Genomic DNA, 13,890 nt, shown 5'->3' on the forward strand with positions numbered 1-13,890 from the left:
CCCCCTATGGCTGTTGTTCAATCAGCGCGGCTGCGCCGAGACGTCCCTGCTCATGCCCTTCTCGGCCAGTTCCTTTTCGTAATCGGCAAACAGCTCGCCCCCCCGCTCGCCGAGTTCCCGCAGATAGGTCCAGGTGAAGATGCCGGTATCATGCATATCGTCGAAACCGATGCGCACGGCATAGTTTCCGGTCGGCGTCATCGAGATGATCGCGACGTTGCGCTTGCCTGGCACGGTAACCTTCTGCCCCGGCCCATGCCCCTGCACTTCTGCTGAAGGCGAGAGCACGCGCAGCATTTCTGCAGATAGATCGAAGCTCTGACCGTCGTTAAAAGTCACGGCAAGCCGCTGCCGGTCTTTGGAAACCCTGAGTTCGGTGGGCCAGATGTCGCTCATTGATGCTCTCCGTTCGCCTTTGTTGAGTAGGCAAAGCCGCATTTTCTGGCAAGCTCAATTTGCCGTGCATCTGTGCCGTTTACCTTGACGGCACAGTCACATATGACCACATTAGCATGACTGCGGAGGTATTCGTGAACAGCAATGTCGGTACGATAGGAAGCGCTGCACCGCTCGTGGCGGATGCAAGCCCGATGATCGACCCGTTCGGACGGGCCGTCTCCTATCTGCGCGTCTCCGTGACCGATCGCTGCGATTTCCGCTGCACTTATTGCATGGCCGAAAACATGACCTTTCTGCCGAAGAAGGACCTGTTGACGCTGGAAGAGCTGAACCGGCTCTGTTCCGCCTTCATTGCCAAGGGCGTGCGCAAGATCCGCCTGACCGGTGGCGAGCCGCTGGTGCGCAAGAACATCATGTTCCTGATCCGCGAGCTTGGTCGCCAGGTTGGCACCGGTCTTGAGGAGCTGACGCTGACCACCAACGGCTCGCAGCTCGCCCGCCATGCCGAAGAACTCTATGACTGCGGCGTACGCCGCATCAACGTCTCGCTCGATACGCTCGACCCCGACAAGTTCCGCAAGGTGACGCGCTGGGGTGAGCTTTCAAAGGTCATGGAAGGCATCGATGCCGCGCAGAAGGCGGGGCTGAAGATCAAGCTGAATGCGGTGGCACTGAAAGGCTTCAACGAGGACGAGATTCCCGGCATGCTGCGCTTCGCCCACGGCCGCGGCATGGACCTGACCGTCATCGAGACGATGCCGATGGGCGAGATCGATGAAGACCGCACCGATCAGTATCTGCCCCTTTCGGAGCTTCGCGCCTCGCTCGAAAAGCAGTTCACGCTTGAGGATATCGGCTACAAGACCGGCGGCCCGGCGCGCTATGTCGAAGTCGCCGAGACCGGCGGCCGCCTCGGCTTCATCAGCCCGATGACGCATAATTTCTGCGAGAGCTGCAACCGCGTCCGCCTCACCTGCACCGGCACGCTCTACATGTGCCTCGGCCAGAATGACGCCGCAGACCTCCGCTCGGCCTTGCGTGCCACCGAAGACGACGGCCTCCTCTATGCGGCAATCGACGAAGCCATCACCCGCAAGCCCAAGGGCCACGACTTCATCATCGACCGCACGCACAAGAAACCCGCCGTGGCTCGGCATATGAGCGTCACCGGCGGGTGACTTTCGTTTCCGATTAGATCAACTTTCGTTTCCGATTAGATCAACTGTCAGGCCGCACCGGCCGGATCGCCGATCGGCAATAGCGCCGGATCGGGCGGTGTCGGGTCGTTGGGGTTCTTGTTGTCTGCAGGGTCCTGAGCCGGCGTCAGCGGCGGCTTTTCCTGCACGCGATCGGGAACACCAGGTGCCGGTGTCGGGCCGCGGGGCGTTTCGGCGGGATTGGGAATTTCTGTCGGCATAGGGATTTCCCTTCGGGTTCACCAGCCGCGCACGGCGCAGCTTCCTTACTGTGGTGAACGCCACGCGATCGCGTTTGTTCAAAAGATCCGTCCGGCAACGCCCATCTGTTCGTTCTCGAACAGTTTGAAATGGCTGCCGCTAATTTGTGCGCTGCGCAATCGATTTATGCAGACTGTGGCTTGCAATCGATTTCATTCCCGCCGGTTCCCTTCTACAAGGGCCTCAGAACTATCGGGAATCTCTTCGCATGCCGCGGTCTCGCAATACCCAGGGCGCAATCTACATGAGCATGGCCATGGCCGGTTTTTCGGCCAGCGACGCGCTCTCGAAATCCGTCATCGGCGATATGAACGCTGGCGAGATCATGTTCATCCGCGGCCTGTTCACCAGCATCCTGATCTACCTGATTGCCCGCAAGATGGGCGCGCTCCGCTCCTGGACGATCATCTTGAAGCCGATCATCATCCTGCGCGTCCTCTGCGAGATGCTCGCTGCCGTCACCTACATCACCGCGCTCGGCATGATGCCGATCGCCAATGCCTCGGCGATCCTGCAGTCGCTGCCGCTGGTGGTCACCTTCGGTGCGGCCCTGTTCTTCCGTGAGCCGGTCGGCTGGCGCCGCTGGTCCGCGATCCTCGTCGGCCTGATCGGCGTGATGATCATCATCCGCCCCGGTCCGGAAGGCTTCACCCCGGCCGCCCTCCTCTGCGTCGCCAGCGTGTTGACGACAGCCGGCCGTGACCTCGCCACCCGCTCGATCGATCCGGAAATCCCCTCGCTGATGGTGACTGTCGTCACCGCCATCACCGTCGCCTTCTTCGGCGCCCTGCTGATGCCGGCGCTCGGTGGATGGCATACGCCGTCGCTGACGGCGCTGTCGCACCTGCTGATGGCATCGGTCCTCGTGCTGATCGGCTACCAGTCCGTCATCACCGCCATGCGCACCGGCGAAGTCTCCTTCGTCGCGCCCTTCCGCTATACGAGCCTGATCTTCTCGGGCCTGCTCGGCTTCATCTTCTTCGCCGAGGTCCCCGACGCCTGGACGCTGGCGGGTGCGGGGATCGTCATAGCTTCCGGCCTCTATACCTTCTATCGTGAGGCCAAGCGCCGCGTCGCCCCCTTGGCCCAGGAATCCGAGCCGAGAAGCCCCGTCTGAGATAAGCAATGGCAGATTTTTCACTCGCAAATACCGCAATCCCGGGCGTCATCCTGGCCGGTGGCCGCTCCTCGCGCATGGGGACGGACAAGGCTGCGGCAATGCTCGGCGGCCGCCCGCTTCTCGACCACGCGATCGCAAGGCTTTCCCCGCAGGTCTCCACCGTCGCCGTCAATGCCGGCAGCGAGCCGCAATGCGGCCTCGCCTTCATCCCGGATATCATTCCCGGCAAGGCCGGGCCGATGGCGGGCATCCATGCCGCGATGGCCTATGCAGCCAGGCTCGATGGTGTCAGCCATGTCGTGACGGTCTCGATCGACAGTCCCTTCTTCCCGGCGGAGCTGGTATCCGACTTCATCGCCGCCGCCGACCATCCGGAAAAGATCGCGATCGCCGCGTCCGAGGGCCGCAGCCACCCGGTCTTCGGCCTCTGGCCCGTGGCGCTCGCTGCAGACCTCGAAGCCTGGATTGCCACTGACGAAAAGCGCCGCGTCCGCGACTTCCTGTTACGGCATGACGTCGCGGAAGTTCAGTTTCCGCTGCATCCGACACGGGCCGCCCTTCTCGACCCGTTCTTCAACATCAACACGCCCGACGACCTGATCGAGGCCGAACGCTGGCTGCGGGCGCTTTCGCCATGAGCACGCCACGCGTCTTCGGCATTGCCGGCTGGAAGAATTCGGGCAAGACAGGCCTTGCCGTGCGCCTCGTCGAGGAATTCACCCGCCGCGGCTACCGCATCTCGACGATCAAGCACGCGCACCACGATTTCGACATCGACAAGGTCGGCGCCGACAGCTACCGCCACCGGCAGGCCGGCGCCCATGAGGTGACGATCGTCTCCGGCACCCGCTTTGCCATCATGCACGAACTGCGCGGCGAACCCGAACCTGCCTTCGAGGACATCCTCTCCCGCCTCGCTCCCTGCGATCTCGTCCTGATCGAGGGTTACAAGCGCGAGCCTATCCCGAAGATCGAGGCCCGCCGCCTGGAGGCCGCCAAGCGCGAACCGCTGGCGCCGACCGACCCGCATATCTGCGCCATCGCCGCCGACCATCCGGTGACAGAGAATAACCTGCCGGTCTTCGATCTCGACGACACGATGGCGATCGCCGATTTCATCGCGGCGAAGCTCGGTCTTCCCGCCATCACGGCATAGAAAAAGCCGCCGGTCGCCCGGCGGCTTTCTTGTTCTCAGATTTACCTGCCTCAGTTGTTGGAGGCGACCGGACGCACGAGCGGCGTCACACGGCGGATGGTAACGCGGCGGTTCTCCTGGTTCGGACCAGCCGTGTTGACCTTCAGGTAGCGCTCGCCATAGCCCTGCGTCGCCATGTTTTCCGGCGGGATGCCGTAGACATCGGAGAGCACGTTGGCGACCGATTCCGCGCGCTGGTCCGAGAGAACCAGATTGCTCTGGTCGGAGCCGACAGCATCCGTATGGCCCTCGATCAGGAAGGTCTCGCTCGGATCCTTCTGCAGCACCTCGTTCAAGGCATCCGCGACCTTGCGCAGGCTGCGCGCCTGGCTCATCGGGATTTCGGCACTGCCGGTGGCGAAGGTGATCGTATCGAGGTCGATACGGCGCACCTTGTCGCGGATACGGGCCGAATACTTGACTTCGTTCAGCGAGTAGACGCGCTCGACAGGCTCGACCGGCGGCTCGCGCAGGAAGTCGTAATAGTCACGATCCGGATCGCTGCTGGTGTCGATGATGTAGTCGCGAACCGGGATCTGCAGACGCATCGGCGGCAGATCGGCACCCGGATCCTCGAAGTAATCCTGGTCCGGATTATCGTAGAGCTCCGGCGAGTAGTAGAGCACATACTCGCGGCCGCGGCTGTCGACGCGCGAACGCTGGATGATGTCACCATAGCGGTTGCGGATCGTCACGATGCGGTAGCCATCCGGGCGGTCGATCGTTTCGCGGTAACGGTCGCGCGGCAGCTGCTCGTAGATCGGCCGTTCGCCATCGCGGATGAAGCGGCGGTCGTCGTCGCTGCGCACCACGATATTGTTGTTGATCTGCAGCAGAACGCGGTTGTCATCGCCAACACGTCCTTCGACCTGCGCACCGTCAGGACGCTGGAACTGCGGACGGCGGTCGAGCCGGCGGCCTTCCTCGGCCGTGACGGCTTCGATCTTGACCGGCGGACGTGCTTCGCCACCGGCTGCGCGCTGCGCATCGGCATCCGATTTCGGCACGAAGATCTCCTGCTGCGTCTCGGCCGCACGCTGGCGGTCGCGCTGGCGCCGGCCATCGCGGCCACCGGAGCGGTCGGCATCCTTGTCGCTGTCGAGCACGGCCGCGCCGTTTTCGACCGGCAGGACGACGGTTTCCGTGCTCTTGCTCGGATCGGCGGCGATCTGCTTGCGGCGCTCCAGCTCCTGCGGCGTTACCTTCTCAGGTGCCGGGATCGCCTGCTCGACGACAGGCTGCTGACCGTTGGCTGCAGGCTGCTCGGCAGTGTTGGCGCCAGGCTGCAGGCCGGGCTTGAGCTGTTGCTCGCCCTGCTGCTGCTGGCCATCAGGTGCAGGCTTCTGTGCCTGATCGGGTTCTGCCGGAACCGGCGGCTTTGCGGGTGCCGGAGATTCGGCCGGGACAGGCGCCTGATCGGGAGCCGGCGATTCCGACGGAACCGGCGTCTTGCCTTCGGCGGGCTGCTCACCCTGCTGCTGGGCATTCTTCCGGCCGGGCTTGGCGGCAGGTTCCTGCTGCTGTTCGCCTTCGGTTGCCTGCTGCTGCTTTTTGTCGCCCTTGCGCGGACGCTGCTGCTCGGGCTGTGCCTCTTCGGTCTGGGGCTTGGCCTGCTCCACCTGAGGAGCGGCCTGCTCACCCTGCGGCTGGGCCTCGTTCTGCGCCGGCGCAGCCTCCTGCTGGGTAGGCTGCTGGTCGCGCTTGCGGCGAGGCTTTTCGGCCGGCTGCTCGGCAGGTTCGGCCTGCGGGGCTGCCTGCTGCTGCTCCTGCTGTTGCGGCTCAGGGGCGGCTTCGCGCTTCTTGCGGCGCGGCTGTTCCTGGTTTTCGGCCGGCTGTGCCTGCTCCACCTGCGGAGCGGCCTGCTCCGGCTCGGGGGCTGCCTCACGCTTCTTGCGGCGCGGCTGCTGTTCTTCGGAAGGCTGAGCCTGCTCGGCCTGCGGAGCAGGCTCTTCTGCCTGCGGCTGCGCCTCGCGCTGCTTGCGGCGCGGCTGTTCCTGCTGCTGCTCCGCCTGCGGCTGCGCTTCCTGCTGCTGTTGCTCTTCGGCCTGCGGCTGCTTGTGGCGCTTCTTCAGGATCTCTTCATCCGACGGTGCATCCTGCGCGACCTCATACGAACCGCTGACCACCTGGGGCGACGATGCCGCGCTCGTTCCTCCGAGTGCCGACGCATGCACCGGCGTAACGGCCAGTGTCAGCGACAGCAGCGGAAAAGCAGCGCTGGCAAACAATCTCGATTTCATGCCCATTGGGTTTCCTCGTTCCTATTGGCTATTGGGGGTGTTCAGTTTTGACACCCCGCATGTTGGGTCGGGACCGAAATTTCCGAGGCCCGGATTTGTTCCATGCATTTTTTAGAAACGCCTGGATTAACCCGCTATGAACGTCCCGGTCCGCCTTCGTTCATCTTGGTCATAGTTTGCGACGCAACAATGGCGCGCGATTCCAGTTGCAATTTGCAAAAAAAAGGTTTGATTATCGCGCCAAGGCGGTGCTGATGCCCGCCGCATTATGGCCGCTGCCGAATAAGAAAAAGACGCAGCGGTCACCAACAGAGAGGATCCTCATGCGTATCTCCAACCTCCTCGCCGCAGCTTCGCTTGCAGCGCTGTCCCTCTTCGCCGGTTCGGCAATGGCCGATGGCGAAAAGTATGTGATCGGCACCGACTCGACCTACCCGCCCTTCGAATTCGTCGATGCCAGCGGCGAAATCAAGGGCTTCGACATCGACATCGCCAAGGCACTCTGCGCCGAGATGAAGGCTGAATGCTCCTTCGTCAGCAACGACTGGGATGGCATCATTCCGGCTCTCCAGGCCAAGAAGTTCGACATGATCGTTTCGTCCATGTCGATCACGCCGGAGCGCTCGAAGCTCGTCGACTTCACCAACAAGTACTACAACACCCCGCCGGCAATCGCCGTGCCGAAGGACTCGACGATCACCGACGTCGCCGGCCTGAAGGGCAAGACGATCGGCGCCCAGACGTCGACCACCCACGCCAACTATGCTGAAAAGCACCTTGCCGACACCGAGCTGAAGCTCTACCCGACTGCCGACGAGTACAAGCTCGACGTTTCGAACGGCCGTATCGACGCCGTTATCGATGACGTCGTCGTTCTCTCACAGTGGGTCAAGTCGGACGCCGGCGCTTGCTGCAAGATCCTCACGACCCTGCCGGTCGACAAGGAAATCAACGGCGTTGGCGCCGGTATCGCCGTCCGCCAGGGCGACCCGCTGAAGGACAAGCTGAACACCGCGATCGCTGCGATCCGCGCCAACGGCAAGTACAAGGAAATTCAGGACAAGTACTTCGATTTCAACGTTTACGGCGATTGAGAAAAACTGTAACTGACCTGTAAAGATGATGGCGGAAGGCTTGCTCTTCCGCCATTTTTGTCTGACAACATGCTAAAGATCAAAACGGCATAAGCCGTGAGGGGAAAGTTGGATGGGCGGATTATTTTCCGCGCTGGGCTCGCTCTGGGCCTGGATAGGGTATGTTTTCGATCCGCTATGCGGACCTGCCGGTCTTTTCACCTGGTTCGGCCAGTCGACTATCCTCGCCTGCGGCGATACCGGCTGGGGCGATGAAATCGCCGTCGGCCTGAAAACCACCGTCGCCGTCGCGCTGCTGACCTTGCCGGTCGGCCTGATCATCGGCTTCCTCGTGGCGCTCGGCCAGCAATCCGAAGAAAAGTCGGTGCGGCTCGCCGCCGGCATCTACACCACGATCTTCCGCGGCCTGCCCGAGCTTCTGACGCTGTTCATCATCTATTACGGCATGCAGATCCTCATCCAGTCGGCGCTCGCCTCCTTCGGCTATGACGAGCGGATCGAGATCAACGCCTTCGTGGCCGGCATGATCGCCCTTGCCGTCGTCTTCTCCGCCTATTGTTCGGAAGTGCTGCTCTCGGCATTTCGCGCCATTCCGAAGGGCCAGTACGAGGCCGGAGACGCGCTCGGCTTTCACCGCGGCCGCACGCTCCGCCTCATCATCCTGCCGCAGCTGGTGCGCATCGCCCTGCCCGGCCTCACCAATCTCTGGATGATCCTCCTGAAGGATACGTCCTACGTCTCGATCATCGGCCTCGCCGACATCCTGCGCCAGACCGCCGTCGCCGTACGCGTCACCAAGCAGGCCTTCTTCTTCTATCTACTCGCCTGCATCATCTATCTGGTGCTCGCAGTCATCTCTTCCTACGGCCTCAGCTATATCGAACGCTGGGCCAAGCGCTCGGAGGTCCGCCGGTGAGCGTTGCAGAAACCCTTATCCCGCCGCAGCCGGCGCCGAAGCATATCGCCAAGCCCCTCTCGGTGGCGCGCGTCACCGGCTCGATCCTCGTCCTGATCTGGCTCGCTCTTGCCGCAACGCTGATCTACATGGTCGTCGCCGGCTGGGATCCCGAAAAGTTCACCCGTTACGGACCGCGCTATCTGCACGGCCTGATGACGACGATCATACTGGTGACGATTTCGGTCATCTGCGGCGCCGTCCTGTCCCTGCCGCTGGCATTCGCCAGAATGTCGACGAACAGGTTCCTCAGCGGCTTTGCCTATTGCTACGTCTACGTCTTCCGCGGCACGCCGCTTCTGGCGCAGCTCTTCCTCGTCTATTACGGCCTCGGCGGCTTCCGCCCGCAGCTGGAATCCGTCGGCCTCTGGTGGTTCTTCCGCGACGCCTGGTATTGCGGCCTGTTCTCGATGACCATCAACACCGCCGCCTACCAGGCCGAAATCCTGCGCGGCGCCATCGAGAGTGTGCCGAAGGGCCAGCATGAGGCCGCGGACTCGCTCGGCGTTTCCAAGACCGTCGCCTTCCGCAAGATCATCCTGCCGCAGGCGCTGATCGTGGCGCTGCGTCCCTACGGCAACGAGATCATCCTGCTGATCAAGGGCTCGGCCGTCGTCGCCATCATCACCGTCTTCGACCTGATGGGCGAAACCCGATACGCCTTCTCGCGCACTTTCGATTACCAGACCTATCTCTGGGCTGCGATCTTCTACCTGACGATGGTTGAAGCGCTCCGCCATTTCTGGAACTGGATCGAGCGCCGTCTGACGCGCCACCTGCAGCGCTGACCGGTTTGGCAGCACTCCCTGTGGGATGCTGCCAAACTATTGAAATCAAACAAAAATGAATGGTTCTTTTGCCCGCTGCATGTCAAGCTTCGGTTAACCGCGCCGTGTTTCCATTTTATCTGCCGCTAATAAGCGGCAGTGGGAACGAAAGCGAGATGCACATGAACAAGGACCTGGAAAAGCAGCTGCAGGGCTATGGACTGACGACGGCGCAGATCCTCTATCGCATGCCGGATCATCCCGCGATCCTGCAGACCTACATCTGGCAGGAATACGACCTCGCTCCCGATTTCCCCGAAATGCGCGGCTTCCTGAAATTCTGGCAGGAAAAGCTCGACGGCCCGCTGCACTCCGTCCGCTACATCCACCGCAAGCTGATCTCGGCAACGGAATGGCGCGCGCTGCGCGGCGAATTCGTCATTCACTGAAAGGCCGGCCGGCAACGCCCGCCATTGCCAAAGCGGCCTCACCGCCTTAGAGGCTTGCGTGACAACGAAAAAGGTGGACGGGCATGGCAAAGAAGATCGACGAAGAGGCATTGGCCGAGGCCTATAACCGCGCGCTTGCGCTGGAAAAGTCTGGCGACGTCGACGCGGCCGTGAAGGCCTATGAGGAAGTGCTGGCGATCGACCCCGAGGATCACGGCGGCGCCGCCGTCCGCATCGCCTCGATGGGCCGCGGCGAGACGCCAGTGCGCGCCCCCGACGCCTATGTCGAAACCCTCTTCGATCAGCATGCAGAGGTCTTCGAGGACGTGCTCGTCGAGCAGCTCGGCTACCACGTACCGATGATGGTGCGCCAGCGCCTGCAGGAGCTGAAGCTCGGCCCGTTCAAGCGCATGCTCGACCTCGGCTGCGGCACCGGCCTCACCGGCGGCACGCTGCGCGATCTCTGCGAAGACATGACCGGCATCGACATCTCCGAGAACATGGTCGAGATCGCCCATGAGAAGGACGTTTACGAGACGCTGTTCGTCGCCGAAGTCGAGGACTTTCTCGATGACAACGACGAGGATGCCTTCGACCTGATCACCGCCACCGACGTCCTGCCCTATCTCGGCGCCCTCGAGCCGCTGTTCTTCGGCGCCGCCGAAAACCTGGCGCCCGGCGGCCTGTTCATCTTCTCCTCCGAAACCCTGCCGCAAGCCGACACCCGCCCCTACGCCGTCGGCCCCCACCAGCGTTTCCTCCACGCAGAAAGCTACATCCGCGAACGCCTGACCGCGACCGGCTTCGAGCTCGTGGAAATGACCGGCATCAACGTGCGCATGCAGGAAGGCGAACCGAGCCCCGGGCATCTGGTGATTGCGAAGCTGGCGGGGTAGTCGTCAAAGCCAATAACAACTTATGCGTTTATGTCGTTGGTGGACGTCGCGCATGAAAGGGTGAAAGCTTCCTCGCAAGGGGGAGCGCCCATGTTTGCCGAATTATATGCAGTCTGGGAGAAGGCCGGCATTCTCGGCCTTTTTGATGCGATAGGCACCTTGATCGCGCCGATGAGCTGGGCAGCGCTCCTTCAGGCGCTGTTCGTTCCGGTCCTGCTGATCTATTGCCGGAATGAGATAAGAGTCCGCAGGCTGCGTCTCATAGCCGACTTCGTTCTTTCCTATCCGACCACGCGAGACAAACGTTCGTCCACATCCGCGCCAGGGCTCGAACCCGCAAGCAATCCATCACTTGAACTGGTCACCGCCAAATACCTCGCCGACCTTGGCGAACCCGACTACAAACTCTCTCGTTCGAACTCGGTCGAGCTTGTCGAGGAGATAGAGCGCCGCATCCGCTCCTCACGAGTTTTCGGGAATCTCGGCGACTACAGGCTCCTCGCCGCCTCTGCCGGTTTTGCCGCGCTATGCTATTTTGGCTTCCTTAATCTCTTCCGTGTCATCGCAAACGGCTTCGAGATACTGGCGGCGTCGGGCGCGCGGGTCTGCGCCATAGCCGGCGCTGCCGCGGCCTGTTGTCCAGAAGGCAGCGTCAACGGCCAATTGCAGATTGTAGGATCACTCGCATTTGCCGGCGCCTTCATTGCGGCATCGCGCCAATTCGTTCGAAGTCTCGCAGTCTTCGATCTTTCCGCCTACACCTTCCTCTGGCAGACGGTCGAAATCTTTGCTTCCGTCATCATCGTGATCTTCCTCTACGAGGCATTCGAAGACCCATCGAAGGCTTTGGAGGCTCTGATCGCTGGCGGTGATTCTACCGTGCGTCAGTGTGGCGATGTGCCGTGGATCTGGATGGCTCTCGCGCCGCTTCTCGGGCTTTTGCCGCAGAGCGCAACCAAGTTTCTGGCGCTGAAGATGCAGTCGCTCATAGCCTGGATCAAGATGGACGACGACCGCTTCAATGCGGTTACGCGCCTGACGCCGCTGGATATCATCGATGGCATCGACTATTCGACGCGCTTTCGCCTCGAAGAATGCGGCATCTACGATGTCCAGAATTTGGCGACCTACAATCCCATCATGCTGCACGTCGAATCACCCTATGGAATCTATCAGACCATCGATTGGGTTGGGCAGGCTCAGCTTTGCAACATCCTAGGTGTCGACAAGTTTCTGCTGCTGAAGCAGATGAACATTAGAACCGTTTTCGATCTGGAAAGATCGTTGGATTTCCGGAGCTTCGACGAGCGCAAATGGCGAGTAAGCGAGGGACCGGACGAGTTCGACAAGATCTATGCCGGTGTGCTCTTTGCTGCCACAAACACCATGCGGAAGATTGGCGAAATCAGCGGTATCCAGCCGCTGGTCAATAAGCAGACACAAGCAGACGCCGCTCCCCAGATTGAAGCCGTTGGCGTCGACGCCTATTGCGTCTGGGCCTGCGCCACAATCACCGCCGATCCTCCAACAACCAAGCGCTGTATGGAACATCTGATGGGCTGGATCGCAGATGACCTCCATGTGAGACGCCTTCGCCGGATCTGGCAGGAAATGTCCGATGACCTCGGAGACCGCTCGAAGCGCATGGACACCTCGTTCATCCTTCGACCTCCGGCACCGGAACAAGAAACAGAGCCAGCCCAATAGTTACCCATTCAGCAAACTATCCCTTGCCACAACTGCCACACCCTGATACTTAGCCTTTCAGCAAAGTTTCCAACAGCTGAAAGGCCATGCCCCATGCCGCTCGTGCTTTACGGACATCCGCTCGCCTCCTTCTGCCACAAGGTTCTGATCGCGCTTTATGAGAACGGCACGCCGTTCGAGGACCGGCTGGTCGATCTCTCGGATGAGAGTTCGCGGGCCGAGCTGTTCCGCTACTGGCCGGTCGGCAAGATGCCTATCCTGCGGGATGAGGCGCGTGACAGCACCATTCCGGAAACCAGCATCATCATCGAATATCTGGACCGGCATTATCCGGGCGAAGCGCATCTGCTGCCACTCGATGCGGACCGTGCCCTTCAGGTGCGCCTCTGGGACCGCTTCTTCGATCTCTATATCCAGACGCCGATGCAGAAGATCGTTGCCGACAAGATGCACGCAGCCGACGCCAAGGATCCGCAGGGCGAGAGCGAAGCACGCGCCACGCTCGCCATGGCCTACGACATGATCGAGCGGCAGCTGGCAAACGCCCTCTGGATCACCGGCGACAGTTTTACCATGGCCGATTGCGCCGCAGCCCCCGCCTTGTTCTACAGCGAAACGCTCGTTCCCTTCGGCGCGGAGCGGCCGAAGCTGTCGGCCTATTACGAGCGGCTCGTGCACCGCCCCTCCTTTGCCCGCGTGCTGAAGGAAGCACTGCCCTATTTCAAGTTCTATCCCTACAAGCACCAGCTGCCTGAGGCGATCCGCAAGGCGATGCCTGCCGAATGACGATCGATGCCATCTCTCTCGACCGGATGTTCCACGCGCTGTCGGATAGCAGCCGCCGCGGCATGATCGACCGTCTCGGCCTCGGTCCCGCCTCGGTGATGGAGCTTGCCGCCCCGTTCCCGATGGCGCTGCCGACGGTGATGAAACATCTGAACGTGCTTGAGACGAGCGGCCTTGTGCAATCCGCCAAGGCCGGCCGTGTGCGCACCTATCAGCTGCGCCAGGAGCGGCTCGCCGAGCTCGAGCGATGGATCGGTGAGCGCAAGGCCGGCTGGAACTCCGCCTTCGACCGTCTCGACCTGCTTCTTGCCGAAGAGGAACCCAAGCCTTGACCGTGACACCAGCAAGCCCCGGCTCCGCCGTCCACACGACCTTCACCATCGAGCGGCAGCTTAAGGCCGACCCGAAGCGCGCCTTCCGCGCCTGGGCCGATCCGGCCTCGAAGCAAAAATGGTTTGCCTGCCACGGCGACTGGACGACGCTGGAATACCGCCTGGACTTCCGCGCCGGCGGCAGCGAGCGCAATTACACGGCCGATGGCGACGGCCTGCTGCATGCCTATGACGCCCACTATCTCGATGTCGTCGAGGACATCAGGATCGTCTACGCCTACGAGATGCGGCTCGGCGAAACCAGGATTTCCGTGTCGCTGGCCACCGTCACCTTCGAGCCGTCAGCGGCAGGCACCCGCATGCTCTTCACCGAGCAGGTCGTCTTCCTCGATGGCTACCCCGATGACGGAATGCGCCGCCAAGGCACCGAGCTTGGCCTCGACAGTTTCGAGGCATTCCTTGAGCGCGAGGCCGGCGGCGTCCACTGAGACGC

The 13,890-nt window shown here is 61.9% G+C and carries 16 protein-coding genes; 13 read left to right on the top strand and 3 right to left on the bottom strand.

The window, feature by feature from the left end:
• Positions 1-21: 21 nt before the first annotated feature.
• Positions 22-396, bottom strand: a complete 375-nt coding sequence (locus ACEN84_RS19745) for a gamma-butyrobetaine hydroxylase-like domain-containing protein (RefSeq protein ID WP_413709636.1) — start codon at positions 394-396, stop codon at positions 22-24.
• Between the two features lie 134 nt (positions 397-530).
• Between ACEN84_RS19745 and moaA the strand changes: the two genes are divergently transcribed.
• Positions 531-1,577 (top strand): GTP 3',8-cyclase MoaA, encoded by a 1,047-nt coding sequence (gene moaA / locus ACEN84_RS19750; RefSeq protein WP_413709637.1) that lies wholly within the window; start codon positions 531-533, stop codon positions 1,575-1,577.
• A 47-nt stretch (positions 1,578-1,624) separates the two neighbouring features.
• On the opposite strand, the gene ACEN84_RS19755 is transcribed toward moaA, so the two are convergent.
• Positions 1,625-1,816: a hypothetical protein gene (locus tag ACEN84_RS19755; protein ID WP_130278166.1), complete on the bottom strand. Its 192-nt coding sequence runs from the start codon at positions 1,814-1,816 to the stop codon at positions 1,625-1,627.
• Positions 1,817-2,064: 248 nt separating this feature from the next.
• Here ACEN84_RS19755 and ACEN84_RS19760 point away from each other — a divergent pair, with 248 nt between their 5' ends.
• From ACEN84_RS19760 to mobB, 3 genes are read left to right on the top strand one after another with little or no spacing between them, the layout of a single operon-like run.
• A complete protein-coding gene (locus ACEN84_RS19760) occupies positions 2,065-2,973 on the top strand; it encodes a DMT family transporter (RefSeq protein ID WP_199629501.1) in 909 nt (302 codons plus the stop codon).
• A gap of 8 nt (positions 2,974-2,981) precedes the next feature.
• Positions 2,982-3,614, top strand: a complete 633-nt coding sequence (gene mobA, locus ACEN84_RS19765) for a molybdenum cofactor guanylyltransferase MobA (protein WP_413709638.1) — start codon at positions 2,982-2,984, stop codon at positions 3,612-3,614.
• Positions 3,611-4,132 (top strand): molybdopterin-guanine dinucleotide biosynthesis protein B, encoded by a 522-nt coding sequence (mobB, locus tag ACEN84_RS19770; RefSeq protein ID WP_413709639.1) that lies wholly within the window; start codon positions 3,611-3,613, stop codon positions 4,130-4,132. The genes mobA and mobB overlap by 4 nt, the downstream gene beginning before the upstream one ends.
• Positions 4,133-4,182: 50 nt before the next feature.
• Here mobB and ACEN84_RS19775 read toward each other — a convergent pair whose 3' ends face one another.
• Entirely contained in the window at positions 4,183-6,417 is a 2,235-nt protein-coding gene (locus ACEN84_RS19775; protein WP_413709640.1) for an OmpA family protein, read from the bottom strand.
• Positions 6,418-6,734: 317 nt separating this feature from the next.
• On the opposite strand from ACEN84_RS19775, the gene ACEN84_RS19780 reads away from it, so the two are divergent.
• From ACEN84_RS19780 to ACEN84_RS19820, 9 genes are all read left to right on the top strand, one after another.
• Complete coding sequence (locus ACEN84_RS19780) at positions 6,735-7,505, top strand: ABC transporter substrate-binding protein (protein ID WP_130278161.1); 771 nt, start codon at positions 6,735-6,737, stop codon at positions 7,503-7,505.
• 112 nt (positions 7,506-7,617) lie between these two features.
• The gene (locus tag ACEN84_RS19785; RefSeq protein WP_112716645.1) at positions 7,618-8,421 is read left to right on the top strand and encodes an ABC transporter permease; all 804 of its coding nucleotides are present in this window, start codon (positions 7,618-7,620) and stop codon (positions 8,419-8,421) included.
• Positions 8,418-9,248 carry an ABC transporter permease gene (locus ACEN84_RS19790; protein ID WP_413709641.1) on the top strand — a complete coding sequence of 277 codons (831 nt, stop codon included), beginning with the start codon at positions 8,418-8,420 and terminating at the stop codon, positions 9,246-9,248. Before ACEN84_RS19785 ends, ACEN84_RS19790 begins: the two co-directional genes overlap by 4 nt.
• A 161-nt stretch (positions 9,249-9,409) precedes the next feature.
• Positions 9,410-9,676 (top strand): usg protein, encoded by a 267-nt coding sequence (locus ACEN84_RS19795; RefSeq protein WP_413709642.1) that lies wholly within the window; start codon positions 9,410-9,412, stop codon positions 9,674-9,676.
• A gap of 83 nt (positions 9,677-9,759) precedes the next feature.
• Positions 9,760-10,572 carry a methyltransferase domain-containing protein gene (locus ACEN84_RS19800; RefSeq protein ID WP_413709643.1) on the top strand — a complete coding sequence of 271 codons (813 nt, stop codon included), beginning with the start codon at positions 9,760-9,762 and terminating at the stop codon, positions 10,570-10,572.
• A gap of 90 nt (positions 10,573-10,662) precedes the next feature.
• Complete coding sequence (locus ACEN84_RS19805) at positions 10,663-12,279, top strand: hypothetical protein (RefSeq protein ID WP_413709644.1); 1,617 nt, start codon at positions 10,663-10,665, stop codon at positions 12,277-12,279.
• A 93-nt stretch (positions 12,280-12,372) separates the two neighbouring features.
• Entirely contained in the window at positions 12,373-13,065 is a 693-nt protein-coding gene (locus ACEN84_RS19810; protein ID WP_413709645.1) for a glutathione S-transferase family protein, read from the top strand.
• A complete protein-coding gene (locus tag ACEN84_RS19815) occupies positions 13,062-13,397 on the top strand; it encodes an ArsR/SmtB family transcription factor (protein ID WP_130278156.1) in 336 nt (111 codons plus the stop codon). The genes ACEN84_RS19810 and ACEN84_RS19815 overlap by 4 nt, the downstream gene beginning before the upstream one ends.
• The gene (locus ACEN84_RS19820; protein ID WP_246777478.1) at positions 13,394-13,885 is read left to right on the top strand and encodes an SRPBCC family protein; all 492 of its coding nucleotides are present in this window, start codon (positions 13,394-13,396) and stop codon (positions 13,883-13,885) included. The genes ACEN84_RS19815 and ACEN84_RS19820 overlap by 4 nt, the downstream gene beginning before the upstream one ends.
• The last annotated feature ends 5 nt before the right edge of the window (positions 13,886-13,890 follow it).

The sequence above is a fragment of the Rhizobium sp. Rhizsp82 genome, from assembly GCF_047325115.1.
In the GTDB taxonomy this organism is placed as follows: domain Bacteria; phylum Pseudomonadota; class Alphaproteobacteria; order Rhizobiales; family Rhizobiaceae; genus Rhizobium.